Here is a 25,384-nt window from a genome sequence, read left to right as displayed (position 1 = left end):
GGAGTCGAATTATGGCGAACGATCAGCACACTGAACTGGAAGCGGAATTTACTCTGGATCAGGTTAAGGATCAGCTTATTGAGCAAGGCAAGAAAAGATCATCATTGAACTACAAAGATATTATGGAGAAATTGTCGCCGTTTGATCAGGACCCCGAGCAAATGGAGGAATTCTACGAGCAGCTGAGCGATTTGGGTATCGAGGTTGTGAATGAGAATGACGAAGAGGTCAATACCCTGCGGCCAAGCGAGGACAATGAAGGCAGCGACAATGATGACTTCAGCTTCGACGACGATTTATCACTCCCGCCTGGAATCAAGATCAATGATCCTGTCCGGATGTATCTGAAAGAGATCGGGCGCGTGCCGCTGCTGTCGGCTGATGACGAGGTAGAGCTGGCGATGAGAATCAAGAACGGCGATGAAGAAGCCAAACGCCGGCTTGCTGAAGCGAACCTGCGGCTCGTGGTCAGTATCGCCAAACGTTATGTTGGACGCGGCATGCTGTTCCTCGACCTGATTCAGGAAGGCAACATGGGTCTGATCAAAGCCGTTGAGAAATTTGACCACAACAAAGGCTTCAAATTCAGTACGTATGCGACTTGGTGGATTCGCCAAGCCATCACACGGGCGATTGCGGACCAGGCCCGGACGATCCGGATTCCGGTGCACATGGTGGAAACCATCAACAAGCTGATCCGGGTATCCCGCCAGCTGCTGCAGGAGCTTGGACGTGAGCCGTCGCCGGAGGAAATTGCCGCCGAGATGGAGCTGACGGTTGAGAAGGTCAGAGAAATCATGAAGATTGCCCAGGAGCCGGTATCGCTGGAAACCCCGATCGGTGAAGAAGATGATTCGCATTTGGGTGATTTCATTGAGGATCAGGAGGCGCTTGCGCCTGCAGACGCAGCTGCTTATGAGCTGCTGAAGGAACAGCTGGAGGATGTGCTGGACACGCTCACAGAGCGTGAGGAGAATGTGCTTCGCCTGCGCTTCGGTCTGGATGACGGACGGACGAGAACGCTTGAGGAAGTCGGCAAAGTGTTCGGTGTTACCCGTGAGCGGATCCGCCAGATTGAAGCCAAGGCGTTGCGCAAGCTCCGGCATCCAAGCCGCAGCAAACGCCTTAAGGATTTCCTCGAATAGTGTCATAAACCGGACCTTCTGCTGCACGGTGGCAGGAGGTCCTTTTAGCTTAGGCCGGAGTCAAGGTCTGAAAGAGGGATGAGCCATTGAATTTGGAAAAACGTGAAATTATTTTAAGAGAAATTCAGTACTGGAGAAGAAGCAAGGTTTTGCCGGAGCAGTATTGCGATTTCCTGACCAACCTCTATGATGATGAGGCCGGGGTGAAGGACAGCAATCCGATCTCACTCCGTAATCTTCAGCAGGGAAGCATCAAAGTATGGCTGTTTGGTTTTGGAATTATTTCCTTGATTTTCTTGATTAGTCTTTATTTTAGCGTTTTTCCCTGGCCATTGCAACTTGCTACCGCACTCTGTGTCCTGATTGTTTGTTATGGCTACTCATACATTTACCGGGACCGGAACAACATGATCAGCCTTGTGCTGGCAGGGATTGGAAGTGTGCTGACGCTAGGCTTCGGATTATGGCTTATTGCGCTGCATGACCTCGATCCGGATTTCTGGCGGCCTCTGCTGATAGCAGGCTGCGGACTGCTGTGGGTCGTTCTCGGATTTTTTCTGCGGATCAGCCTTTTGCATTTCTGCGGTTTTGCCTTTTGGGCCTTGCTGTATGCAGGGTTCTTCGGGCAGCAGCGGCCGGATGCCTCCATTCTTGAACTGGAGCTGCTGTATCTGCCGCTCTGCGTGCTGATGGTATGGCTGAGCTGGCTGCTGCATCACCGGGTGAATGGCGTTTCCGGAGTCTATCTGGGCGTAGGTGTCTCACTCTGGATTATGCCTGAAGTTGACGCTTTGCTGCTGAGACAGGATTTTCCCCAGTGGGTTTCGCTAATACTGATATTGAAGATTGCGGCAGGTCTTGCCCTGCTGTTTATTTTCCGCAAAAAATGGATAACGTGGGTGACCTCATGAATAACAATAAATTGTCAAACCGGCTTCAGCTTGTGCTGGAGCAGATTCCGCAGGGCAGCATTGTTGCTGATATCGGCTCTGACCATGCCCTGCTGCCAGTAGCGGCTGTAGCGAGCGGACGCGCACCTTCTGCTGTTGCCGGAGAAGTGAACCCGGGGCCGTTCGAAGCCGCCCGCAGAGGGGTAGCAGAGGCTGGACTGGGGAAGGTGATTGCCGTCCGCCGCGGAGACGGGCTTGAAGTACTGGAGCCTGGAGAAGCCGATTGCATTACCATCGCCGGGATGGGCGGCGCGCTGATCGCCTCGATTCTGGACCGGGGCTTAAGCCTCGGCAAGCTTGAAGGCGTGAAGACACTGGCGCTTCAGCCGAATGTAGGTGAGGATATTTTGCGCCGCTGGCTGTTGAACCATGGCTGGGTGCTTACCGCCGAGCATATTCTGGAGGAAGACGGCAAAATTTATGAAATTTTGACCGCCGTCAGGGAAGAGGCTGCTGAAGGGATCACGAATGAACAGTTGTACCGTGATTTGCAGCTGGCCGGAGGAATGGTGTGCGACCGTGAGCTGCTGTTGGAGATGGGACCCTGGCTGCTGCAAGCGCCGAATGCTGCGTTTTTCGCCAAATGGCAGGGAGAGATTGCCAAGCTGCAGGGGATTCTGACTTCGCTGTCCCGCTCCGAACAGGCTCCGGCCGAGGAGAGACGCAATCAGATTTCGGCGCAGATCAACCGAATTGTGGAGGTGCTGGCATGTTTGCCAAAGGACAAACTGTAATCGGATATATGGAGCAGCTTGCCCCCAAGCATTTGGCGGAGGAATGGGACAACGTCGGGCTGCAGCTTGGTTCTCTGCAGAAAGAGATCACCGGTGTTCTTGTGGCGCTTGATGTCAATGACGCGGTCGTGGATGAAGCCATAGCGCAGGGCTGCAATCTGATCATCGCCCACCATGCGATTATTTTCCGCCCGATTAAGGGCATCCAGACCGATACCCCTATGGGCAAGCTCTATGAGAAGCTGATCAAACATGATATTGCCGTCTATATCAGCCATACGAATCTGGATGTGGCCGAAGGCGGCATGAACGATTGGATGGCGGAAGCGCTGGGAATCCTGGAAGGGGCGCCGATTAAGGATATCCATACCGAGCAGCTGTCCAAGCTGGTGGTATTTGTGCCGAAGGACCACCACCAGAAGGTGCTGGATGCCATCCTGAACGCCGGTGCGGGCTGGATCGGCAATTACAGCCACTGCAGCTTCAATATTGAAGGCTATGGAACCTTCATCCCGAGAGAGGGATCGGACCCCTACCTTGGCGAGAAGGGCAAGCTGGAGCGTGCTGAGGAAATCCGGATTGAAACGATTGTACCTCAGCCGATCCGGAATAAAGTTGTGCAGGCGATGCTGAAGGCCCACCCTTACGAAGAGGTGGCGTATGATCTCTATTCCATGGACCTGAAGGGCCGCAGTTTCGGGCTGGGCCGCGTAGGGAAGCTTAAGGAGCCAACTACGCTGGGGCAGTTCATTGAGAAGGTGAAAAGCGGGCTCCAGGTGGACCATGTGCGTGTTGTTGGGGATTTGAACCGTCCGATCCGCAAAGCAGCCGTATTGGGAGGCTCCGGGGCTAAGTATTACAGCAGTGCCATCTTCAAAGGAGCAGATGTGCTTGTGACCGGGGACATTGACTACCATACGGCTCAGGATGCTTTTTTGGCCGGCATAACGCTGATTGATCCTGGACACAATGCTGAAAAGATAATGAAAGTGAAAGTAGCCGAGTGGATCACGGCTAAGCTGAACGAGCATAAATACCAAACCGCTGTACATGCCTCTAAGGTGAACACGGAGCCGTTTGCTTTTCTCTAATTTCCTCTTATTTACACTTGTGCCGCAGGATGCAAGTCTGTATAATATACAATGTTGATCGGAAAGTTTGACAGACAATCGCCGGCGCGCGTGAAGACGCCGCGGGAGGAAAGTCCGGGCTCCACAAGGCAGGGTGCTGGATAACGTCCAGTCGGCGCGAGCCGAAGGATAGTGCCACAGAAATGGACCGCCGATGGCCGCTTTCGGGCGGCACAGGCAAGGATGGAACCGAGGTGTAAGAGACCCCGAGGAACGCTGGTGACTTCGTTCCTGGTAAACCCCATCTGGAGCAAGACCTAATGAGACGCAGCTTCGCCTTAACCGGAAGAAGCAGCCTTCGCCTGAGGCGCGTCTAGGTTGGTCGCTGGAGCTGTGCAGTAATGTACGGCCTAGATAGATGATTGTCGCTTATGGTGGGAGGGTAGTTCCCGTTCGAACCACGACGAGCACAGAACCCGGCTTACGGCAAACTTTCCTAACTGACAACTCGTTAGCAATAATGTTGAATTGAACTGGTGTAATCATAAGACAGCGGCCCTCCGAGGAGGGCCGCTTTTAGGTATGCAATTGGTTATTTGGCTTGAGATATCTGCTGCGTAAGTTCTTCACTCTGCGAGTAAATCTTCAGGGCTTTGTCCAGCCGCTGTACAGCAGTCTGCATCAGTGCAGGAGGGGTATGCGTGAAATTAAGCCGCATCGTATTTTTCCGCGGCTGCTCGGAATAGAACACCTCGCCCGGTACAAAGGCTACCCCTTGTTCTACGGCATAAGGAAGCAGTCGTGCGGCGCTAACAGGTTCAGCCAGGGTCAGCCACAGGAACATGCCGCCGCGCGGCTCAAGAAAATGTGTACCCTCCCAGCTGCGGGCCGCCAGCTCGCCGGAGAGCAGCTTCATCCGCGAATGGTATTCGCGGGAGATCAGGCGGATATGCCCCTCAAGGTCAAAGGTCTGCAGCAGTTCAGCGAGTGCCCGCTGGTCAATCGTGCTGGAATGCAAATCCGCAGCCTGCTTGGCTTTGGCGATCACCCGGATCAATTCAGGGGGGCCGATGATCCAGCCTGTGCGCACTCCCGGAGCAACGATCTTGGAGAAGGTTCCTGTGTAGACCACACAGGATTCGCCTTCGCCGCTTCGGTCAATAGCTGCCAGCGTAGGGGGATAAGCGCCTGGGGATTCATCGAAGGTGATTTCGCCATACGGATTGTCTTCGAGAATGAGCACATCATAGCGCCGGCATAACTCTACAATCTGTTCACGGCGTTCTCTGCTCCAGGTGGCTCCGGACGGATTGTTGAAGGTAGGTACGGCATACAGCAGCTTGGGGCGCCGTATGCGCAGCTGCTCTTCCAAATGCTCCGGCAGCATGCCGTGCTCATCGCTCTGGACCGTGTGAATATCTGCACGGTAAGAGCCGAGCACTTGCAGCGCGGCCAAATAGGTAGGGGCTTCTACAAGCACGGCATCGCCGGGGTCGAGCAGAATTTTGCACAGCAGGTCCAGCGCCTGCTGCGAGCCTGTGGTCAGAATCATATCGGAAGCGGATACTGAAATTCCTTGCCCGGTCAGCCTGGCGGCGAGCTGTTCACGCAGCGGCAGGTAGCCTTCAGTCAAGCCGTACTGCAGGGCTGAAGTGTCAGCGGAGAGTGCCTTGTTATAGGCATCGCGGACAGCCTGCATTGGAAACAGGTCTTCACCGGGAAGCCCGCCGGCCAGCGAGATGATGTCTTTGCCCTGGGTAACCTTCAGAATTTCACGGACTGCCGAAGAACCCAGATGATCCGCTGCTGTAGAAAAATTTATCTTCATAAAAAGTACTCCCCGCCTTGGTTTTTGTTGTATCATAACGGCATAGCGGTATAACAGTAAAGCGGTGAATATAACAGTTGGGAGGACGGAAAAATGCATATCGATTTGCTTCGCAGCGGCAGCAAACCCCTGCCGCAGCAGATCAGCGACACGCTGGCCCAGCGGATTACTTCCGGGCTGCTGCAGCCGGGCTTCCGCCTGCCTTCTGTCAGAGGTCTGGCAGCTACGCTGAAGGTAAGCCAGGTCACCGTGAGCAAGGCCTACGCCGACCTGGAGAAGAAGGGACATCTTATATGCAGCCAGGGCAAAGGCTGCTTTGTCGCGGAGCATGAGCGGAGCGGGCCCGGTAACGGTGCAGACTGGCGGGACGGGTACGAAGATTATTTACCGCGCGCCCAGCTCTGGCGCAATTTCGGCTACTCTGAGGTGAAGTATCCGTTCCATCTTGCAGCAATCCATGAAGACCTGCTGCCGCTGGGGCCGATCAGCACAACCATGGCGGCACTCGTAACCGGCCAGCCTGAACTGATGGCCTCCTACGGCAACTTCCAGGGCGACCCGGAGCTGCGGGAGATCATGCGCAGGCATTTACAGCCGCGGGGCATCCACCTCGCTACTTCTGATCTGATGATTACCAGCGGAACACAACAGGGAATCGATCTGGTGGCCCGGACGTTTGTCGGTCCCGGAGATACGGTCTACCTGGAAGCTCCGAGTTATACCGGCGCGATTGACGTATTCGCCGGAAGAGGGGCGGAGATGATTTTTGTACCGATGGATCATGAAGGGATGCGTGTGGATGTGCTGACCAGGCTATGCGATGCGAGGCCGCCCAAACTGATCTACACGAACCCAACCTTTCAGAATCCGAGCGGCGTCACAATGAGCATGGCAAGAAGACAGCGGCTGCTGGAGCTTGCCCGCAGCTACCGCTGTCTCATTGTAGAGGATGATCCGTTCAGTGACCTCTATTTCCGCACGCCTCCACCCCCTCCGATCAAATCGATGGATGAGGACGGGCATGTGGTATATATGAAAAGCTTCAGCAAAGTTATTGCTCCGGGCTTCCGGATTGCCTGTGTTGCAGCCGAGGGCAATATCCTGTCCAGACTGATTGCCGCCAAGTCGGCCAGTGATCTGGGCAGTCCGCTGCTGACGCAAGGTGCGGTGCTTCCGTTCATTGCCCGCAAGTACGAGGACTATGCCCGTACGCTCCGGGCTGCCCTGCGGAGGCGCATGGAGAAGGCGGCCGGGCTGCTGAAGCAGTACGCCCCGCCGGGCGTGACCTGGGTGCTGCCCGAAGGGGGACTGAACCTTTGGCTGCAGCTTCCTTCCGCCTCCGGCATTGCACAGCTGCATGCGCTGGCGGAGCAGGAGGGCATTTCTTTTCTTCCCGGCGATGTGTGTTACGCCGGGGATCTGCCCTCACGGCATATCCGCCTGTGCTATTCGCAAATGACAGAAGCCGACATGGAGCAGGGCCTGCGGCTGTTCCTGATCCTCCTGGACAAGCACCTCCGCTCATTGAATCAATAACCGTTCTTCAGACTCTGCAGGAGGGTTTTGAGCTGGCGGCCGACATGCTGCGGGAACAGCTGCAGGGGAACCTCGCCTCCGCCTGCGGCCTGCAGCGTTTTGTAGATATCCACCTGGCCCCAGCCGTAATATTTGTCCTGGCCGGGATCGCCCAGATCCACGGCATTTGAAGTCATCAGCGCCATCACTTCTTTATTCGTCAGGTCCGGATTCAGGGAGCGGACCAGTCCGGCCAGCGCAGCCACATGCGGGCTGGCCATGGAGGTGCCAGACAGCGCAGCATACTGGCTATCGGGATAGGTGCTGGCGATGCTCTCTCCGGGAGCGGACACATCAATATAGTCACCGTAATTGGAAAAGGAGGCTCTATCGCCATTGGCGCTGGTCGCTGCGACGGCAAGCACCTCCGGGTAGGCGGCAGGGTACCCCGGACGCTCGGTGTTGTCATTCCCGGCAGCAGATACAAGCACGACATCGCGGTCATAGGCGTATTTAACCGCATCATGCAGGAACTGTGAATCGGCATAATTGCCCAGACTGAGGTTGATGACTTTGGCGCCTTTGTCGGTCGCCCAGATGATTCCTTCAGCAACGGAATAGGTGGTTCCTGCCCCCGAGCTGTCGAGCGCTTTTACCGGAAGGATCTTGTTGTACCAGCTGATGCCGGCTACACCTTCACCGTTATTGGTCAGTGCACCGATAATTCCGGCAACATGGGTGCCGTGGCCTACGTCATCATTAGGCGGCGAAGTGTTTGTAATCGCATTATATCCGGCAAGCAGCTGGCCTTTGAGGTCAGGATGATTGGCCTGCACACCGGTATCCACCACCGCTACAATGACCTCTTTGCTGCCTTTGGACAGATTCCAGCCCTGTTCGGTTTCGATAGCCGGCAGATTCCATTGGTATGTGGAGAACAGCAGATCATTTGGTGTAATTACTGCAGCCCCGGTATTTTCACCCACGGTATCATTGGTTAAATACATATAGTGGGGTTCTGTATATTGCGGGTTCCACTTCTGGTCAAAATAAGCTTTCAGCTGTGGGTAATTCAGCTTCCCGGAGCGGAAAATGTAGGCGTAGCCCAGCTTGCGAGGCTCCTTACAGCGGATATCGGCGGCGATGGTCTGCAGCTGTCCGGCGGTGGGATGGCCGTTTTTGAAGCGGACGACGATCTCATTTTCGTAATAATGGCTGGCGTTCTCATTATCGTGGCCGGTCTTGACGGTAAGCTCCTTCAGGGTATCGGCATGAACGGATTCCACCCGGTATTTCCCTTCCTTCGGATAGGGGATCAGCCGCAGGTTTTTGAGCTGATGCTCGGCCACCCGGTCGAGAATCCTCTGATTGATCAGGGCGATGACACCATAATGTCCCTCCCGGTCACGCTGGGCTGTGAAATAGTATTTTTTATTGCCGATGATAAAGGAAGGGGATTCATAGCTCTGATGCCTCTGAATGGCCGTTTTTGCGGTGTTCAGGTACTTCAGCAGCCGTTTATTCTCCTGGTCGCTTCCTTCGGGAAAAGATGATTTGAACGTGCTGGACTGCTTCGTGCGGAAATCAATCCACATCAGCATGGCAATATGTCCGTGTCCCTGCTGCAGCTGTTTGGCATATGCTGAAATATCCTCGGGCGTTTTGCCGTCCGTCTCGGATAACATGGTCCGCAGATGCTTGCTGACATCTGTTCTGTTCAGACGGTCGGTGGAGCTGACATCCTGGGTAAGGGCCTTTTTTTTAATTGTTTTTTCCTGATGCGGGTTCGGTACAGAGGCTTGTTTCAGCGCAGGGCCTCCATCCGGCCGAAGCGTGTACGTGAACACGGCTATAGTAAAAGCGGCGGTGATCAAACCGGCTATCATTGCATTTTTGCGTGACATATTTTCCGCTCCTTTATGGCATGGTATAGCTGTAGGTTTAGGAGAGAGCGCAGGTTTTATGCATTTCAGAAAAGGATACCGTCGTCCAAGGTTTTATGTTAATATCAGAAAGTAAGTGCTTACGATGTAAAAGCGCTTGGAAATGCCTCGCTGTGATTGTATGGGTTACAACTACAAGAGCTAGGACTAATAAGGGGGAGCAATCGCCATGTCAGCAGCCAATGTGCAGAAATTGTGTGAAACGACGAGAGAAAAGCTTAAATCCGTAATCGGAAAAATGGAGATATTCCTGAATCAGCATGCGCTGCCGCAGCTGGTCACGGAGGAAGATGAGGAAACGCTGCTCTTTTATCAGGGCTTTTTGTCCGATCTCCGCCATTTGCTGGTGTTCTCGGAAATGTCATATGAGAAACTTGGGGTTGCCCTGCGCCGTGCCACTTTTGATGATGCATTTGCGCAAAAAGCCCTTTATAACGTATACCACTTTGGTGTAAACAACTTCTTTTATCCTAAAAATGAAAGTTATTCCGAAGACGGACGTTATGCCTACACGGGCCAGGATGCGATCCGTTTCCGCAAAAAGCCGGTCCGCCCGGCACGGGACATTATTTTGGATATTACCAAGGTTTATGAAGAACTGCGGGATGACCTCAGTTATTATGAGAATGACTATCTGACCGAAAAACGCATGCAGAACCAGGTATAATCTGAGTTAAGCTGCTCCATTTCCAGAAGATCGCATTTGCCTTTTAGTTAGGGCGGATGCGGTCTTTTTTTGAAAGATAAGAATTTAGGGAGAAATAAAGGCATCTCAGTCCGTAGTCCTGCGGAATAGCCGAATCTTCTCTCAATAAGGGCTCTCCTGTCCGTAACAGCTGCGGATCGATCGCGAAGGAATAGGGCGATCCGTCTTTACCGGCTTCTTCGCAGGTGCTAGTTGGAAAAAGGGAACTTATTTTTCCGAAAATTAAGAAATCCTGAGAGTGAAGTGGAATAAATCTAATTGGGCCACATTTCCGGTTCAATGGTGAAATGAGCTGAATTAGTGACCCTTTTTCCACTTCATCTGCCCGAGGGTAGGGTACTTCGGCAAATTAGTGTACCTTTTTCCACTTAAAGAGTTGCCGTAGGATTCATGGGGAGTCGTTCTTCAGGTAACGTTAGAACCAAGACGGCTGCGCTGTCCCGTGAGAGGACGGCACAGCCGTTTTTCTTAACTTATCCCCGCTTAGGAAGCTGTAACGGAATTGGAAACCCTTGTGCAGCATAGGGTTCGCTTACAGCGGACATAATGAAGCCGAGGTGATAACTATGACAACCGCAAAAACGCTTGTGAAATGCAGTGTGAGCAACTGTCATTATTGGGGAGAACAGAACTTGTGCCGTGCAGACGAAATACTCATCGAGATCGACAAGCATTCGGGCAACGCCTTCAAGGAAGAATATGCCGAAGAAATGGCTGGTCAGGGCCATCATGATTATGCCGGCAATTCCTCTGCTACCTGTTGTCTGACGTTCAAGCCTAACGAGTAGGAGGCGCGCCATGGACAAGCAAGATGATGACTCCAATCTGGACCGCAACCAGCGTAGAAAAATTGTCCTGCGGCCGCGTCGTGTAGACTACCCCCGCCGGGACAAAGCGCACAGTGAGGAATATGCCGCTGAAATCAGCCCGCTGCCGAGCCATGTGCACCGGGGACACATCAATGGGGCAGAAGCCAAAACAGAAACAGAGGCCAGCAATGAAAGCCGCTCCATCGGTTATATAGGCTTAGGTTTTGGAGTAGTTTCTTTGTTTATCTGGTCGATTATTATGGGACCCATTGCTGCAGTCCTTGGTTATTATGCATATGCCAAAGGGCAAAAAACAGCCGGTGCCTGGGCCATGGGACTGGGGATTGTCTCTACACTCAGCTATTTTATCCTGATTCCTTTTGCCCGCTAGACGCCATAGAAGCTGTATATCCAGATTCAAAACAGGCTTTCAGACCTATCTATGCAGGTCTGAAGTCTGTTTTTGTATGTCCGTATATAGCATTTGCACCGAAAAAATTGTAAAATAAAGGCGCATTTTAAATTTTAACTGGCGATTCATTCACATATAAAAAACAACCCCTGAAAGAAGGAATGCTCAGCATGGCGATCAACCCCGCAGCTGGAACCGGGACCGGGCAGCTGAAATGGATTAACCTGCGAAGTTCCACCCGCGTTAACAACGGGACGGAGAACGCAAAACCGGAAGTGACAGGAAGCTCATCGGCAGAATTTGCCGCACTTCTGCAGGAGCTGGCGCTCCAGAATGCCAGCGGAAACCCGGGCAGCTCGGCAGCTTCGCTTGACAGCTCTGCCCTAAGCGGACTGCTGTGGCAGCAGCTTGGAGGGATGGATGAAGCTTACAACACCATTTCCGGGGAAATAACGGAGACCAGACCTACCGATTATGAAGAGCTGATTCAAAGTGCCAGCGCGAAATACGGTGTTCCCGTTGACCTGATCAAAGCCGTAATCGACACGGAATCTTCCTTCAATCCCAATGTTGTTTCTTCAGCCGGAGCCAAAGGGCTCATGCAGCTGATGGATGGAACGGCGAATGGACTGGGCGTATCCGATCCCTTTGATCCGGCGCAGAGCATCGACGGCGGAGTGCGTTATCTGTCTTATCAGCTGAAACGGTATAATGGACAGGAGAACATGGCGCTTGCCGCATACAATGCGGGTCCCGGACGGGTGAACAAGCTGGGAGTAAGCACTGATCTGGAGCTGCTCGCCAATCTGTCGCAGCTTCCGAAGGAAACGCAGGCCTATATCAGCAAAATAGAACGCGCCCGCGCCAAATACGCGGTATAATAAAAAGGATCAAACGGTAGACCCTAAGCCACAGGTGGCCAAGGACCGTTTGATCCTTTTTCGCCATTTGGGATGAAGCATGAGGATTCCCGCAGAAATGAACAAGCAGAAGACGCAAAGGAGACTTCCGATATATGCTTTATTGGGATTACGCTGCTGCCGCCCCGCCTTATGATGAGGTCGTGCAGACGGTGGAACAAATTATGAGGCTGCATTATGCCAACCCTTCTTCGCTGCACCGCGCCGGGATGGAAGCGGAGCGGCTCATCACGCGCGCACGGGAGGTATGTGCAGCCGCACTTGCTGTACAGCCTCACGAAATTTTGTTTACCTCGGGAGCGACCGAGAGCAATAACCTCGCCATCAAAGGCGCCGCCCTGCAGTATCAGGGAAGAGGAAGGCATATCGTGACAACACAGCTGGAGCATCCGTCGGTATATGAGAGCTGCCGGCAACTGCAGGAGCTGGGCTGGGAGGTATCGTTTGTCGCGCCTACGGGCACTGGAATTGTGGACCCGGCGGATATAGCCGCCGCCATCCGGCCGGATACCGTGCTTGTGAGTGTCATGCATGTCAATAATGAGATTGGGACGGTGCAGCCGCTGCGGGAAATTGGCCAAGGCATCAAAGCGGTGAACCGCCGGACGCTGTTTCATGTCGATGGAGTGCAGGGTTACGGCAAACTGGAGACACGGCTGAAGGAGTGGCAGGCCGAGCTGTACAGCCTGTCGCCGCACAAAATCCGTGGTCCGCGCGGGACAGGGATACTGGTGGTCCGGGAAGGAACTGCATTGTTCCCGCTGCTGACAGGAGGCTCCCATGAAAATGGAAACCGTGCCGGAACCGAAAATGTAGCGGGAATTGTCGCTTCGGCCAAGGCCGTTCGCATGAGCGGTGAACGGCGGGAGGAATTGGTAAGACGGCTGATTCCGCTCCGCAACCGGCTGCTGCATTTTATTGCGGCCATGCCTGAGCTTGTCCTGAACAGCCGGGAGGACGGCGCACCCCATATTGTCCATTTCTCCTACCCTGGCATGAAGGGGGAAGTGCTGGCGCGCAAGCTGGAAGAGCTGGGGATGACGGTTTCGACCCGTTCCGCGTGTTCTTCGCGGCTTGCTGAACCGAGCCGGATCCTGCTGTCGATGGGCAGAGACGTCCCGGCGGCTCTGGGCGGCATCCGGATCAGTCTGGGGGACATTCATACGGAAGCGGATGTAGCTCTGCTTGAACAAGCCCTGCTGACTGCTGTACTGTCATTGAAGAAAGCTGAAGGAGGCATGAAATAACGAATGAAAGAGATAGAGAACGGGTTCGCGGCCGGATCTGGGCCAGGAATCACAAGGAGTATCGAATATGCAGATATGCTGCTGCTGCGGTTCGGAGAGTTTACTTTAAAGGGGAAAAACCGTTCCCGGTTTGAGAAAACAGTGCTGCGCCATGTAAAAGAAATGATCAGGCCTTTTCCCAAAGTGACTTTAAGCAAGGAGTTCGGCCGCATATACGTGCAGTTGAACGGGGAGCCTGCGGAGGAGCTGGCCGATGTGCTGCGCAATGTTTTCGGCATTGCTTCGATAAGTCCTGTTAAGGTTTCGCTTTCGGACTTTGATGATATTTTATCAGTCAGCCGGAACTTCCTACGCATAGCAGCCCCGCCGACCGGCACAACCTTCAAGGTGAATGTGCGCCGGGTATGGAAGGGTTTCCCTTATGGCTCGATCGAAATGAACAAGCTGATCTCTACTCCGCTGCTTCAGAGCTATCCGGGGCTGCTTGTGGATGTGAAGTCGCCGCAGATGGAACTTAGAATTGAAATCCGCGAGGGGCATACGTACATTTTCAGTGAAAATATTGCCGGCGTCGGCGGTTTTCCGCTCGGTACCAACGGCAAAGCCATGCTGCTGCTGAGCGGAGGCATTGACAGCCCGGTAGCCGGCTGGTCGTCCATGCGCCGGGGACTTGAAGTGGAGTGTGTCCATTTCTACAGTTTTCCCTATACCAGCGAGCTGGCCAGGCAAAAAGTTGTTGATCTGACCCGGGTATTGTCCCGGTATGCCGGCGTCATCAAACTGCATCTCGTTCCATTTACTGAGGTGCAGACCTCTTTTACAGGAATCGGGCAGGATAACCTGATTATTACCCTGATGCGCCGGGCTATGCTGAAGATTGCTACGCGGCTGGCTGAGCGGGAAGGGGCACTGGCCCTCGTTACAGGCGAAAGTCTGGGCCAGGTTGCCAGCCAGACGCTGTCCAGCATGAACGTCATTGGCCGTGCGACTCCGCTTCCGCTGCTGCGGCCCCTCGTGATGATGGACAAGAGCGAAATCGTGGAGCTCTCCAAAACGGTCGGCACCTACGACCTTTCCATCCTCCCATACGAGGATTGCTGTACGCTGTTTGTCCCGAAATCGCCAACTACGAATCCTAACCTGCGGATTGTGGACAAAATCGAAGCGACCCTGCCTGGTTACAGTGCTCTGCTGGATGCGGCGGTCGCCGGTACGGAGACGGTCAACATAACCCCGTACGGGGATGAGAAGCCCAGCGATGTGGTACCGGCGCAAGCCGGGCTGCAGGAAGAATGGTTCTAACCTTGCGAACTCTTTTTTCATCCGCCGGCCCGTCTGCCGGTATGTGCTGCTTTTTGGTGGTCCCGGACCCGTTTCCAGTGCCCTGCCGCCAGGATTCCGCCAATCACCAGAATAATAAAAAGAATGCGCAGCAGCGGATGCTCCTCCACAAAAGGGGCAATCCGCTTTTCTTCTGTAATCATGCCGGAAGCGGTCAGCCCAAGCACGGCGGAGCCGATATAGATGATCCAGGGATACCGGCCCATCAGCTTGATGAACAGGGTGCTGCCCCAGACTACGATCGGCACGCTGATCAGCAGTCCCAGTACAACCAGTGCAATATTGTGGTTGGCAGCTCCGGCAATCGCAATCACATTATCCAGCCCCATGGCCGCGTCAGCGATGATAATCGTACGCACCGCCGCCCATAACGTCCCGCCTGCCTGAATATTGGGCCCTCCGCTGTCTCCGGTCAGCAGCTTATAGGCGATCAGAATCAGCAGCAGGCCGCCGAATAACAGCAGCCAGGGAATCTTCAGCAGCCAAACGACCAGAATAGTGGCGATAATCCGCAGTACCACAGCCCCGCCTGTGCCCAGCAGGATTGCTTTTTTCTGTGTCCGGCCCTGTAAATTCCGCGCAGCCAGGCCAATGACAATGGCATTGTCGCCAGCCAGAATCAGATCCAGAAAGATAATATTCAGCAGCGGCAATATGAAATCCAGAACGGATGTGTTCAAGAGGGGGTCACTCCTATTAGCGTTTTCTGAACGGTATAGTGTTGTATACGCAAAAAAAGCGCCGGACATTCCCCCCCTTGGAAAAAAGCCACAGACTGTAGCATAGCTTGCCCTGCTTGGACATACATGTAAATACATGCAGTTCAGGGAGGCTGAAGTCCATGGAATCTTTATTGCTGCTTGGTGAGATCCTGATGATCAATCTTGTGCTGAGCGGAGATAACGCAATGGTCATTGCAATGGCCAGTAAAAACTTGCCGGAGCAGCACCGCAGGCTGGCGGTCTGGTGGGGAGCCGCAGGTGCTGTCGTGCTGCGCTGCCTGCTGACCTTTGCTGCAGTGCTGCTGCTTAAAGTCCCTTATATTGAAGCCGGCGGGGGAATACTGCTGCTATGGATCGCGTTCAAGCTGCTGCTGGAGGAAGAAGAGGACATCCGGGTGGAAGAAAGCTCCAGCGTATGGAAATCCGTACGCACCATTCTGTTGGCCGACTTTGTTATGAGCCTGGATAATGTGCTGGCCATCGCCGGTGTCGCCAAGGGCGATCTCGCTCTGGTTGTAATCGGTATTGCCCTAAGCATTCCGATTGTGGTGTGGGGCAGCGGAATCATTGTGAGCTGGCTGCACCGGCTTCCCGTCCTGACCTACATTGGCGCCTATATCCTCGCCTACACGGCGGGGGATATGCTGCTTCAGGACGCCAAGTTTGGTGCGGTGATTTCCTTCCTGCTGCCGTCCATTCATTCTCTGCTGCCGCTGCTGCTTGGAATCATCGTGGTTTTGTCGGGCGTATTCAAGCGCAGGCCATTATCGGCAAAGTAAAATCCGGCAAAAAATGGAGGCTGAACCAGAGCTGCAGCAGCTTTGGCCCAGCCTCTTTGGCATGGCTGCCAAAAACAAAGAAGAATGATGGTGTTTTATTTGTTTTTCAGATAAAATATAGAGAGAATCCTGTCACGTGCTTATGTGGTTCAGTGACGGGGCTGAGCGAAAAGACGTGAATTTTTGAAGGGATGAGTGACATATGTCTTCCAAAAACGATGCGAAACTGGGTATATTTATCCTCGCCGCCGGCATAGTGATTCTGTTCGGAAAGCTGGGGGTGTTCGGATTTCTCGGACGGGCGCTGTGGCCGCTTGTGATTCTGGTACCCGGCCTGTTCTTGCATGTGCTTTTCTTCAGCCGCCGCGCTCCGGCATCGGTGCTGCTGCCCGCCGGGATACTGACCGTATACGGACTGCTTCTGGGCTTGTGCAATACCTGGGGCTGGGGACTGATGTCTCATCTGTGGCCGCTGCTGCTGCTGGGCATCGCCGTCGGACTATACGAATATTCACTCTATTCCCCCGGGCGAAACGGCGGACTTACCACAACAGCCGTCATTCTGGGCCTGCTTAGCGTTGTGCTGCTGGTCTTCAGCATGCTTGGAACGGGAGCGCTCTATGTACTGGGGGCCATACTGATTGCAGCAGGAGCTTGGCTGATCTTCGGACGCGGCAAACCGGGAGGCCGCAAAAAGTGGAACGGAGGCTGGTAAGCCAGCCATTCCGATGCATTTAACCAAAAGACGGTCCGGAAATTTGCCCGAATGCAACTTTAGCAAAATTAAACGGAGCTGGAAAGCGTTTTTTCATAAAAAGACTTGCTTTTCATAGTGCTTTCACTATAATATTAAGGATATGTTGAAGCGTCGGCTTTCTGCCTGGCGCTTCTTTTGTGAGACTGCCGCGACAAGCTATAAATTTAAACATTTTTAATTTGATAAATGAGAGGATTTGGATACAAATCATGCATTCAAGAAAAGATATCCGCAATATTGCGATCATTGCCCACGTTGACCATGGGAAGACAACACTCGTCGATCAGCTTCTGCAGCAGTCCGGGATTTTCAGTGCGCACGAGCACCTTCAAGAACGGGCCATGGACTCGAACGATCTGGAGCGGGAACGCGGAATTACCATCCTAGCCAAAAATACAGCTATTACCTATAAAGAGTTCCTGATTAACATCGTAGATACCCCGGGACACGCCGACTTCGGCGGTGAAGTGGAACGAATCATGAAGATGGTTGACGGTGTACTGCTGGTTGTAGATGCTTATGAAGGCTGCATGCCGCAAACGAAATTTGTTCTGCGCAAAGCGCTGGAGCAGAACCTGACGCCTATCGTCGTCGTGAACAAGATTGACCGTCCTGCAGCCCGTCCGAAAGAAGTTATTGATGAAGTGCTGGACCTGTTCATTGAGCTGGAAGCCAACGATGACCAGTTGGAATTCCCGGTTGTGTATGCTTCCGCATTGAACGGCACTTCCAGCATGGACCCTGAGAAGCAGGACGATAACATGCTTGCCCTTTATGAAACCATTACCGAGCATATCCCGGCTCCAACTGAAAAAGTGGACGAGCCGCTGCAGTTCCTTGTTACTTTGATGGATTATAACGAATACCTGGGACGCATCGCGATCGGACGTGTGAACCGCGGTGTAATCAAGCAGGGCCAATCCGTTACCGTCATCATGCGTGACGGCAAGAGCAAAACAGCCCGCATTGAGAAGCTTTTTGGCTTCCAGGGCCTGAAGCGGGTGGAAACCGAAGAAGCGGGTGCGGGGGACATCGTGGCGATTGCCGGGATCAAGGATATCAACATCGGTGAAACGATTGCTGATCCGCAGAATCCTGAAGCGCTGCCTGTTCTGAAGATTGATGAGCCGACGATGCAAATGACGTTCCTCGTGAACAACAGTCCGTTTGCCGGCAAAGAAGGCAAATGGGTAACTTCCCGCAAACTGCGTGAACGCCTCTTCAAGGAACTGGAAACCGATGTGAGCTTGCGTGTGCTGGAAACAGACAGCCCTGACGCATTCATCGTGTCCGGACGCGGTGAGCTTCACCTGGGGATTCTGATTGAGAATATGCGCCGTGAAGGTTACGAAATGCAGGTATCCAAGCCAGAGGTTATCGTTAAGGAAATCGATGGTGTCAAAATGGAGCCGCTTGAGCGTCTGATGATTGATATTCCGGAAGAAAGCATGGGCGCCGTAATGGAGAGCCTGGGTACCCGCAAAGCGGAAATGGTCAACATGATCAATCACGGGACCGGACAGGTTCGTCTGGAGTTCCTGATTCCGGCACGCGGATTGATTGGCTATAACACGTACTTCCTGACGCTGACACGCGGCTATGGTGTAATGAACCACGCCTTTGACAGCTACGCTCCTCTGATTGGCGGACAGGTTGGCGGACGCCATCAAGGCGTGCTGGTATCGAGCGAGACCGGAACAACCACATTCTACGGCATGATGGGTGTTGAAGACCGCGGTATCCTCTTCCTGGAGCCAGGTACTGAAATTTATGAAGGTATGATCGTAGGCGAGCATACCCGCGATAATGACATTATCGTCAACATCTGCAAGGAAAAAGCGCTGACCAACGTCCGCTCTGCGACAAAGGATGAAACTGTAAAGATGAAGACGCCTCGCCTGTTCTCACTGGAGGGTGCGCTTGAGTACCTGAACGATGATGAATATTGCGAAATCACGCCTAAATCTGTCCGTTTGCGTAAAAAAATCCTGAACAAGGGCGAACGCGAACGTGTAGAAAAGCAGCGCAAAGCGGCGCAAGCCAGCCAAGCCTAAGTTTCTGGGTGTAAGGATGTTCACTTTTGGAGAATGAACCGATTCTATGTCTGTATAAGCCGCCGGATGATATCCGGCGGCTGTTCTTTTTTGCCTGAGGGGGATATTTCAAATTCTAAGGATAAATTGCGGTATAATGTCCCGGCGGATGATATAATGTAAGCGAACTTATTCCCGGAGGGAGTGACGAGCTGTGCAGAGCTGGTTCGCAGAGCATCCTATTGTGGCTTATATTGTCATTTTTATTTTACTGACTTATGTGTATAACCGTGTTTTCCGTGTGAATCAAAAGCTGCTGATCGGCAAGGAGATTGTCCTCTATGTAATGATGGCGCTCGGCTCCGGAATGCTGCTTATCTTCCAGCATGACAAGCTGCCGATCATTCAATGCCTGCTGGTGGCTGTAGGCCTTATGCTGCTGGTGAGAGTCCGCTACATGGTGGAGGCCCGGCAGAAACGCAAGGCGGCGGCAGCGGGCAAACGGCAGTAACCGCAACTTTTGCGGCTTGATTTCGTCTAATAGAGAGAGCAAGCCATCTAATACCAGTTGAAACGAAAAGGACCTTATTCCATTATGAGTACAAGTAAAGGCAGTTTGCCGCCAAGATCCGGCGGGAACCCGAGAAATGGCAGACCGCAGCCGAACAGCGCGGCCAGAACCGTGCAGAAGAAAAAACCAGTCAAGAAACGCGGAGCATTGGCGAGAACGGGGAAAATGGTATTAACCCTTTTGATCATTGCCATCCTGGCCGTGCTGGGATATGCAGGGTATCTGTATTGGAAGTTTGATCATGGAAGCTTTGGCGTGGATAAGCCGGTTCAGGCAGGCCATTCTGCTGCTGAGAGGCCCATCACCATGCTGCTGCTGGGGACGGACAACCGGCCCAAACATCCATCCAATCTGACAGATGTCATTATGGTTGCGGCCCTCAATCCTACAACCCAGTCCGCTACAGTGGTCTCGCTTCCCCGTGACACGTATGTGGAGCTTAGCGGATACAAGAAGACCAAAATCAATGAATTTTACGCCCGCTTCAAGAGCAAGGAGAAGACTTCAGGTATTCCTGCCGAAGACGAAATGAAGAAGATGATGGGCAAGTATCTGGATATCGACGTAGATTATGCGACCGTGCTTGATTTTCAGGGCTTCCGTGATGTTGTGGATGAACTGGGCGGCGTAGATGTTAATATCAGTGAAAATATGTGCTATACCGATAGTGTGGATGGTACGGATATCAACCTGACCAAAGGTCCAGCCCGGCTGGACGGCGATGATGCGCTCGATTATGTGCGCTACCGCAAGTCGAACTGCAGGCCGAAGACGAAGGCGTCCGATGACTTTGACCGCAACAAACGCCAGAATGAAGTGCTGAATTCATTAGTCGGACAGATGCAGTCCCTGGGCGGCGTTCTGAAGATTGGCAAAGTGCTGGATGCCGTGGATGACAACATGAAGACGGATATCGAAAATGAGCAGATCAAAAATATAATCTCTGCCTATTGGAAAATATCGAAGGAGAATATTGAATTCAAGCCGGTGACCGGAACCTGGCGCAGTCCATATGTATATATTAACGATAAAGAGCTTGAGGCTGCGAAGCAGAGCCTGCATGACCGGATTGCGGGTGCTGTACCCGGCGGCACGGCTGCTTCCCAAAATTGAATGCAAGTTCGGGCATGTGCTATAATATAATAAATTGAATGCATTCAAGCGTTATAGGGGGCCTGTTCTTATGTCCGAAGCCGTTGCACAGCTTAATGAAACCCTGCTAACCATGCTGCAGTCAGAGACTTTTGTTCTGCTGAACACTGTGGATGCGGAAACCGGCGGGCCTACGTCCACCGCTATTTCCTGGATCTATGCAGTGAGCCCTTCTATAGTGCGCCTTGCGGTGGACCACCGCTCCAGACTTGTGAACAATATGAAGGTGAATCCGCTCGTGACCATAACGGTCTTTGGCGAGGGGACCGTACATGCGATTAACGGGCGCGCCTTGGTGAGGCAGGACCCGCTGCCCGATGTGCCATTCAAAATGTGCTGTTTTGATGTTGAAATTGAAGCGGTCCGCAATGCGCTGTTCTATGGCGCTCAGCTGGAGTCCGCCCCAAAATATGCTAAGGTATACGATGCACGTGCGGCTGAGAAGCTGGACGGACAGGTGTTTGCTGCCATGCAAAAAGCCCAGTGATGATCTCACTAGGCTTTTTTTAACAATAAGGATGTATTTTTCTTCTATCCATCATCCTTATTCGCGGGAACGGATGCCTTTTGAAGAATGGCTTAGCCGTTTCTGCATATCCAAAGATTCGCAGGTTCTGCAAGCCTACCGGTTGCCCCGAGGCTTGGTATCCCCCGGAAGCTGCGGTATAATGCGGCCGATAATGTCGGCCATCTCGGAGGCGAATCCGGATACCGGGTGCCCTTTGCTGATGTGGCGTCCCATTTCAGCAAGTCTGCTGGAGATATCCATATCAGCGGTGACAAGTGCTTTTACACCTCTCGGGTCCTTGCGGATGGCTTCAGCCACGGAATATTTGATGTTTCCTACCCGGGACCGGGTAAGTGTTCCGTCAACATCAATACCAACTACGGCAACGTTATTCATGACCACACAGTGAGCGCCCTTTACACCGGGAACTCTGCTGGCCAACTGCTCAAAATGGTCTTTGAGCGCAACATCGCTTACATCTCGAGCGTCATAAGGTTGTCCGGGCTGTGATTGGGGCACAAGCCCAGCATCACTTCCATCTGCCAAATTCCGCACTTCGCGGTTCCCCTGGGTGTTCAAAGCTTTTGCCGATTGTTTATCCTGAGGAGAGGGTGATGACGCTTTATTAGCGATACCGCAGCTTGTCAGCAGCAGCAGTACCAGCAACAGACACATTGATTTTCTCATATGTGCGTACTCCTTTCAGCCAATGGATCAGGTTTTATCTTAGCTTGCCCTTGCTGAGTGGAGTTATGTATGATCAATCAAACCAGGCGCTGTGGAGGGGATAACATGAAAAAGATATTTGTACTAGACACCAACGTGCTTTTGCACGACCCCAATTCGATTTTTGCTTTCAAGGAGCATGAAGTTGTCATTCCGGCTGTAGTCCTGGAAGAAATCGACTCCAAGAAGCGTAATGCCGATGAAATCGGCCGCAACGCCCGCACCGTGTCGCGCTTATTAGACGGACTTCGTGAACTGGGCCACCTGCATAGCGGTGTGGTACTCGAGCATGGAGGCACGCTGAAGGTAGAGCTTAACCACCGCAGCTTCGTTAAGGTACAGGAAATGTTCGGTGAAGTGTCCAATGACAACCGGATATTGGCTGTCGCGCTTAATTATCTTCATGAGGAGAATGAAAAGGCTGAACCGCGTCCTGTGGTACTCGTAAGTAAAGATGTGCTCGTCCGCATCAAGGCGGATGTGCTTGGCATTACACCGGAGGATTACCTGTCTGACCGCACCGGTGATTTGAACGAGCTGTACGCAGGGTATCAGTCGCTGATGGTACATCCTTCGCTGATTGATGAATATTACAGCCACCGTTCATTGTCCGTCAAACAATTGGCCTTGTCTTACCCGCTGTACCCGCATGAGTTCGTTATCATGAAGGATGAGATCGGCACCGGCAAGTCGGCTCTGCTCAAGGTCAACAGCGACGCCTCCCGCCTGGAGCCGCTCTATCTCGGAAATGATGCGGTATGGGGAATCAGTGCCCGCAACGCCCAGCAGCGGATGGCGCTGGAATTGCTGCTGAATGATGATATTCCGCTGGTGACCATCACCGGCAAAGCGGGAACCGGCAAAACCTTGCTGGCCCTGGCTGCCGGACTGTTCAAAGTGGAAGACGAGCATAAGTACAAGAAGCTGCTGATCGCCCGTCCGGTCGTTCCGATGGGGAAGGATATCGGATACCTGCCGGGTGAGAAGGATGAGAAGCTTCGTCCCTGGATGCAGCCGATTTATGATAATCTGGAATTTCTGTTCGATACGAAAAAGTCCGGCGATATCGATAAAATCTTGATGGGATTGGGCAGCATTCAGGTGGAGGCCCTCACCTATATCCGCGGACGTTCGATCCCGTCGCAATTCATCATCATCGATGAGGCCCAGAACCTGTCCCGCCATGAGGTGAAGACCATTGTCTCCCGGGCCGGGGAAGGCAGTAAAGTGATCCTCATGGGCGACCCGGAGCAAATTGACCATCCTTATCTTGATGCTGCAAGCAACGGGCTCAGCTACATCGTGGAGAAGTTCAAGCAGCAGGGCATCAGCGGCCACATCACCCTTGAAAAGGGCGAGCGTTCGCACCTGGCCCAGCTGGCAGCCGATCTGCTGTAGCTGCAGGCTTGCCTTATAGAGCCAGTTCCACCCATGTAGATACAACCGTTCGGCTTAGCCGCTCTAGCACAGCTAATCCAGATCGGTCGCGCTAGCTCAGTCGCGCTTGCTTAGTCGTAACTAGAACCAGAGTTAGTGTGATTGCACTTTATACAACAGAATGAGGGAGAAATAGCTGCCTCGACGCAGTCTGCTGTATTTCGTGCAACAGATTTTAAGAAATACTCCCTCTTTGAGTTAAATTTGGGAAATCTAGTGTACAAAGTGCAATAGAAATCAAAATGGGGCAGATTATTGCAAATTTGAGTGTATAAAGGAGACAATTTCATAATTCAAAACCCTTGCTAGGATTGGTTTTTTTGAGCATAGAAAAGGGAGTACCTCCCCAAATCTCGAAGATATAGGTGACCAAACCAACATCCGAGAATGAAAAGAGGTAATCCCCATGTATTCTATTCGGCAAGAAGAGCTGTTTTCCTTTGAGGATTTGTTGCTGATGCGACCGGAAGATAAATACAGTCAGATCTTTGAACACTTAAATCTCGCTCCGGTCTTGCACGCGCTTGGAAAAAAGAACAACCGTGGGCGGCCGGAAGAACTAAACGTACCCGCGATGATCTACTCGCTGCTCATCGCAAAAATGGAGGGCATCGAGTTTGTATCCGCGTTGGTCCGGCGACTTCGATTCAGCGAGGAATTTCGGGTGCAGTGCCGGTTCACCGGTTCCAACCGCATCCCGAGCGAAGCCTCGTACTCCCGTTTGATTCATGTGCTTGAGCAAACGGGCATGCTCGAGGACCTTCAGGATACTCTGGTGCTGTCCGCCCTGGAGGAAGAGTTCGTTACGGGTATGCATCTCGCTTTGGATTCCTCTATCGTTGAGGCTTGGGATAGCCTATTTAGCGAAGCTGCATCCAAACGCCGCGCGGCCCGCCGTGCTAAAAAGCCAAGTGATGCTCCGGTGGCTCAGCAGCTGCAGCTAGAACTCACCGAGCCCGAGTCCGAGCCTGTGGACGAGCGGCCCAAAAAACCCGTCTACCCGCCTGGACGTCCTTCTGCTGAAGAAAAGGAACGTCGGCGCAAGGAACGGGAAGCTTATGAAGAGAGCCTAGGACCGTTTGAGAAAACCATTGAACAGATGCTGCCCTACACGTACGATGAATTGCTTGCAGCATTACCCCGGCATGCCGCGCGTTGTGACAAGAAAAATGCGAAAGGTAGACTTACCAGTTATTACGGGTTCAAGGCAAATCTGCTGGTCGATGCGGACTGTCAGTATATTCTTAGTGGCTTATGGAGTTCGGCGAATTTGAATGACCAGCGCATGGCGGTTATCCTTCTCAAAGGCCTGCTCCTGAAGTTTCCTAGGTTAAACGTAAAGCATGTCTTGGGAGACAAAGGGTACGACAGCGCAGCCATCTACCAGTTGATTCATTCGTTAGGCGCCTATCCTACGATTCCAATGATTCACCACAAAGAGCCGCCCAAGGGAATGAACTCGGACTACAATCCCGTATGCTCACAGGGGCATACCTACCGCTACGACAGTTTTGATGCCAAGTACGAAACGCTGAAGTATACCCAGCCGAGCCAGTGCAAAGACTGTCCACTTTCCGGTTCCGGCTGCCAAAAGGTGTTTAAAATCCGCATACAAACGGATTTACGCAAGCACACCTATCCCGCAAGAGGTAGCGAGAGCTTTACAGAGCTGTACAAGAAGCGTACGGCAGTGGAGCGAGTTTTTGCATATCTTAAAGAGTATTTTGGCATGAAACGTACGCGTCACCGCGGCGTCCGGGCAAGAGTTGATTTCCAGCTCAGTACACTAGCTTACAATCTCAGCAAGTTTGCGCTAGACAAGTTAAACCAGCGGTTACGCAACTCCCAGCAAGTGGCCTGATTTTTTAAAAAATGACCTTAGATTTTGGCCGAGTCTTGCTATTCAGCAAACTGAATTATGAAATTGACTCTAAAGTGCAATAGATTGCTGGCGGCATATGCCAGTATATAAGATGTATGTTGGTTTGCAGGCTATCTCAAGCCTGCAGGCCGATCTGGTTTCAGCAAACAGCCGGGAGAGCACTCCCGGCTGTTTGCCATTGCGCCCCCAAGGAACGG

At 52.8% G+C, this 25,384-nt stretch carries 23 protein-coding genes and 1 other RNA gene; 20 read left to right on the top strand and 4 right to left on the bottom strand.

What is annotated here, in order from left to right; genetic code table 11:
• The first annotated feature begins 11 nt into the window (after nt 1–11).
• The 5 genes from rpoD to rnpB all read left to right on the top strand — a co-directional run bounded on the left by rpoD (nt 12) and on the right by rnpB (nt 4,398).
• Entirely contained in the window at nt 12–1,145 is a 1,134-nt protein-coding gene (rpoD, locus tag PRIO_RS25495) for an RNA polymerase sigma factor RpoD (RefSeq protein WP_020426386.1), read from the top strand.
• 86 nt (nt 1,146–1,231) lie between these two features.
• Complete coding sequence (locus PRIO_RS25490; protein ID WP_020426387.1) at nt 1,232–2,056, top strand: hypothetical protein; 825 nt, start codon at nt 1,232–1,234, stop codon at nt 2,054–2,056.
• Nucleotides 2,053–2,829 (top strand): tRNA (adenine(22)-N(1))-methyltransferase, encoded by a 777-nt coding sequence (locus PRIO_RS25485; protein WP_020426388.1) that lies wholly within the window; start codon nt 2,053–2,055, stop codon nt 2,827–2,829. The genes PRIO_RS25490 and PRIO_RS25485 overlap by 4 nt, the downstream gene beginning before the upstream one ends.
• A complete protein-coding gene (locus PRIO_RS25480; RefSeq protein WP_046505275.1) occupies nt 2,805–3,920 on the top strand; it encodes a Nif3-like dinuclear metal center hexameric protein in 1,116 nt (371 codons plus the stop codon). The genes PRIO_RS25485 and PRIO_RS25480 overlap by 25 nt, the downstream gene beginning before the upstream one ends.
• Nucleotides 3,921–3,982: 62 nt before the next feature.
• Nucleotides 3,983–4,398: RNase P RNA component class A (gene rnpB / locus PRIO_RS34295), an RNA gene on the top strand.
• Between the two features lie 93 nt (nt 4,399–4,491).
• Here rnpB and PRIO_RS25475 read toward each other — a convergent pair.
• Nucleotides 4,492–5,727: an aminotransferase-like domain-containing protein gene (locus PRIO_RS25475; RefSeq protein ID WP_020426390.1), complete on the bottom strand. Its 1,236-nt coding sequence runs from the start codon at nt 5,725–5,727 to the stop codon at nt 4,492–4,494.
• A gap of 93 nt (nt 5,728–5,820) precedes the next feature.
• Here PRIO_RS25475 and pdxR point away from each other — a divergent pair, with 93 nt between their 5' ends.
• On the top strand, nt 5,821–7,263 hold the full coding sequence (gene pdxR / locus PRIO_RS25470; protein ID WP_046505272.1) for a MocR-like pyridoxine biosynthesis transcription factor PdxR: 1,443 nt from the start codon (nt 5,821–5,823) through the stop codon (nt 7,261–7,263).
• Here the strand turns inward: pdxR and PRIO_RS25465 are convergent.
• On the bottom strand, nt 7,257–9,146 hold the full coding sequence (locus PRIO_RS25465; RefSeq protein ID WP_020426393.1) for a S8 family peptidase: 1,890 nt from the start codon (nt 9,144–9,146) through the stop codon (nt 7,257–7,259). The two genes, pdxR and PRIO_RS25465, sit on opposite strands and share 7 nt — an antisense overlap.
• 208 nt (nt 9,147–9,354) lie before the next feature.
• Here PRIO_RS25465 and PRIO_RS25460 point away from each other — a divergent pair, with 208 nt between their 5' ends.
• The 6 genes from PRIO_RS25460 (at nt 9,355) to thiI (ending at nt 14,581) form a co-directional block, all read left to right on the top strand.
• Nucleotides 9,355–9,852 (top strand): YpuI family protein, encoded by a 498-nt coding sequence (locus PRIO_RS25460; protein WP_020426394.1) that lies wholly within the window; start codon nt 9,355–9,357, stop codon nt 9,850–9,852.
• 605 nt (nt 9,853–10,457) lie between these two features.
• A complete protein-coding gene (locus tag PRIO_RS25455) occupies nt 10,458–10,679 on the top strand; it encodes a DUF1540 domain-containing protein (protein WP_020426897.1) in 222 nt (73 codons plus the stop codon).
• A gap of 10 nt (nt 10,680–10,689) precedes the next feature.
• On the top strand, nt 10,690–11,091 hold the full coding sequence (locus PRIO_RS25450) for a hypothetical protein (RefSeq protein ID WP_020426896.1): 402 nt from the start codon (nt 10,690–10,692) through the stop codon (nt 11,089–11,091).
• 191 nt (nt 11,092–11,282) lie between these two features.
• Nucleotides 11,283–11,993: a lytic transglycosylase domain-containing protein gene (locus PRIO_RS25445; protein WP_020426895.1), complete on the top strand. Its 711-nt coding sequence runs from the start codon at nt 11,283–11,285 to the stop codon at nt 11,991–11,993.
• A 134-nt stretch (nt 11,994–12,127) separates the two neighbouring features.
• Complete coding sequence (locus tag PRIO_RS25440) at nt 12,128–13,279, top strand: cysteine desulfurase family protein (RefSeq protein WP_020426894.1); 1,152 nt, start codon at nt 12,128–12,130, stop codon at nt 13,277–13,279.
• Between the two features lie 75 nt (nt 13,280–13,354).
• On the top strand, nt 13,355–14,581 hold the full coding sequence (gene thiI, locus PRIO_RS25435; protein WP_051010609.1) for a tRNA uracil 4-sulfurtransferase ThiI: 1,227 nt from the start codon (nt 13,355–13,357) through the stop codon (nt 14,579–14,581).
• 17 nt (nt 14,582–14,598) lie between these two features.
• Here the strand turns inward: thiI and PRIO_RS25430 are convergent, their stop codons facing one another.
• On the bottom strand, nt 14,599–15,300 hold the full coding sequence (locus PRIO_RS25430) for a TerC family protein (protein WP_020426892.1): 702 nt from the start codon (nt 15,298–15,300) through the stop codon (nt 14,599–14,601).
• Between the two features lie 161 nt (nt 15,301–15,461).
• Between PRIO_RS25430 and PRIO_RS25425 the strand changes: the two genes are divergently transcribed.
• The 6 genes from PRIO_RS25425 (at nt 15,462) to PRIO_RS25400 (ending at nt 21,121) form a co-directional block, all read left to right on the top strand.
• Nucleotides 15,462–16,121 carry a TerC family protein gene (locus PRIO_RS25425; protein WP_020426891.1) on the top strand — a complete coding sequence of 220 codons (660 nt, stop codon included), beginning with the start codon at nt 15,462–15,464 and terminating at the stop codon, nt 16,119–16,121.
• 202 nt (nt 16,122–16,323) lie between these two features.
• Nucleotides 16,324–16,836, top strand: a complete 513-nt coding sequence (locus PRIO_RS25420; protein WP_020426890.1) for a hypothetical protein — start codon at nt 16,324–16,326, stop codon at nt 16,834–16,836.
• 251 nt (nt 16,837–17,087) lie between these two features.
• Entirely contained in the window at nt 17,088–18,932 is a 1,845-nt protein-coding gene (typA, locus tag PRIO_RS25415; RefSeq protein ID WP_020426889.1) for a translational GTPase TypA, read from the top strand.
• Nucleotides 18,933–19,125: 193 nt separating this feature from the next.
• Nucleotides 19,126–19,422, top strand: a complete 297-nt coding sequence (locus tag PRIO_RS25410; protein WP_020426888.1) for a YlaH-like family protein — start codon at nt 19,126–19,128, stop codon at nt 19,420–19,422.
• Nucleotides 19,423–19,506: 84 nt separating this feature from the next.
• Complete coding sequence (locus PRIO_RS25405) at nt 19,507–20,595, top strand: LCP family protein (RefSeq protein ID WP_052741520.1); 1,089 nt, start codon at nt 19,507–19,509, stop codon at nt 20,593–20,595.
• A gap of 70 nt (nt 20,596–20,665) precedes the next feature.
• Nucleotides 20,666–21,121 carry a PNPOx family protein gene (locus PRIO_RS25400; protein WP_020426886.1) on the top strand — a complete coding sequence of 152 codons (456 nt, stop codon included), beginning with the start codon at nt 20,666–20,668 and terminating at the stop codon, nt 21,119–21,121.
• A gap of 135 nt (nt 21,122–21,256) precedes the next feature.
• On the opposite strand, the gene PRIO_RS25395 is transcribed toward PRIO_RS25400, so the two are convergent.
• Nucleotides 21,257–21,829 (bottom strand): YhcN/YlaJ family sporulation lipoprotein, encoded by a 573-nt coding sequence (locus PRIO_RS25395; RefSeq protein ID WP_020426885.1) that lies wholly within the window; start codon nt 21,827–21,829, stop codon nt 21,257–21,259.
• 105 nt (nt 21,830–21,934) lie between these two features.
• On the opposite strand from PRIO_RS25395, the gene PRIO_RS25390 reads away from it, so the two are divergent.
• Together PRIO_RS25390 and PRIO_RS25385 are read left to right on the top strand one after the other, a co-directional pair.
• On the top strand, nt 21,935–23,266 hold the full coding sequence (locus PRIO_RS25390; RefSeq protein ID WP_020426884.1) for a PhoH family protein: 1,332 nt from the start codon (nt 21,935–21,937) through the stop codon (nt 23,264–23,266).
• A 445-nt stretch (nt 23,267–23,711) separates the two neighbouring features.
• Nucleotides 23,712–25,166 (top strand): transposase, encoded by a 1,455-nt coding sequence (locus PRIO_RS25385; protein WP_046501121.1) that lies wholly within the window; start codon nt 23,712–23,714, stop codon nt 25,164–25,166.
• Nucleotides 25,167–25,384: the final 218 nt, after the last annotated feature.

It is taken from the genome of Paenibacillus riograndensis SBR5, assembly GCF_000981585.1.
Taxonomy (GTDB): Bacteria; Bacillota; Bacilli; order Paenibacillales; family Paenibacillaceae; genus Paenibacillus_AQ; species Paenibacillus_AQ riograndensis.
This window is presented reverse-complemented; position numbering and strand designations above follow the sequence as displayed.

Bases quoted from the DNA above. Each gene is read 5' to 3' on its own strand.
- rpoD (WP_020426386.1), top strand. From the start codon at position 12: ATGGCGAACGATCAGCACACTGAACTGGAAGCGGAATTTACTCTGGAT.
- PRIO_RS25485 (WP_020426388.1), top strand. From the start codon at position 2,053: ATGAATAACAATAAATTGTCAAACCGGCTTCAGCTTGTGCTGGAGCAG.
- PRIO_RS25480 (WP_046505275.1), top strand. From the start codon at position 2,805: ATGTTTGCCAAAGGACAAACTGTAATCGGATATATGGAGCAGCTTGCC.
- PRIO_RS25475 (WP_020426390.1), bottom strand. From the start codon at position 5,727: ATGAAGATAAATTTTTCTACAGCAGCGGATCATCTGGGTTCTTCGGCA.
- pdxR (WP_046505272.1), top strand. From the start codon at position 5,821: ATGCATATCGATTTGCTTCGCAGCGGCAGCAAACCCCTGCCGCAGCAG.
- PRIO_RS25465 (WP_020426393.1), bottom strand. From the start codon at position 9,146: ATGTCACGCAAAAATGCAATGATAGCCGGTTTGATCACCGCCGCTTTT.
- PRIO_RS25460 (WP_020426394.1), top strand. From the start codon at position 9,355: ATGTCAGCAGCCAATGTGCAGAAATTGTGTGAAACGACGAGAGAAAAG.
- PRIO_RS25455 (WP_020426897.1), top strand. From the start codon at position 10,458: ATGACAACCGCAAAAACGCTTGTGAAATGCAGTGTGAGCAACTGTCAT.
- PRIO_RS25450 (WP_020426896.1), top strand. From the start codon at position 10,690: ATGGACAAGCAAGATGATGACTCCAATCTGGACCGCAACCAGCGTAGA.
- PRIO_RS25445 (WP_020426895.1), top strand. From the start codon at position 11,283: ATGGCGATCAACCCCGCAGCTGGAACCGGGACCGGGCAGCTGAAATGG.
- PRIO_RS25440 (WP_020426894.1), top strand. From the start codon at position 12,128: ATGCTTTATTGGGATTACGCTGCTGCCGCCCCGCCTTATGATGAGGTC.
- thiI (WP_051010609.1), top strand. From the start codon at position 13,355: ATGCTGCTGCTGCGGTTCGGAGAGTTTACTTTAAAGGGGAAAAACCGT.
- PRIO_RS25425 (WP_020426891.1), top strand. From the start codon at position 15,462: ATGGAATCTTTATTGCTGCTTGGTGAGATCCTGATGATCAATCTTGTG.
- PRIO_RS25420 (WP_020426890.1), top strand. From the start codon at position 16,324: ATGTCTTCCAAAAACGATGCGAAACTGGGTATATTTATCCTCGCCGCC.
- typA (WP_020426889.1), top strand. From the start codon at position 17,088: ATGCATTCAAGAAAAGATATCCGCAATATTGCGATCATTGCCCACGTT.
- PRIO_RS25405 (WP_052741520.1), top strand. From the start codon at position 19,507: ATGAGTACAAGTAAAGGCAGTTTGCCGCCAAGATCCGGCGGGAACCCG.
- PRIO_RS25400 (WP_020426886.1), top strand. From the start codon at position 20,666: ATGTCCGAAGCCGTTGCACAGCTTAATGAAACCCTGCTAACCATGCTG.
- PRIO_RS25395 (WP_020426885.1), bottom strand. From the start codon at position 21,829: ATGAGAAAATCAATGTGTCTGTTGCTGGTACTGCTGCTGCTGACAAGC.
- PRIO_RS25390 (WP_020426884.1), top strand. From the start codon at position 21,935: ATGAAAAAGATATTTGTACTAGACACCAACGTGCTTTTGCACGACCCC.
- PRIO_RS25385 (WP_046501121.1), top strand. From the start codon at position 23,712: ATGTATTCTATTCGGCAAGAAGAGCTGTTTTCCTTTGAGGATTTGTTG.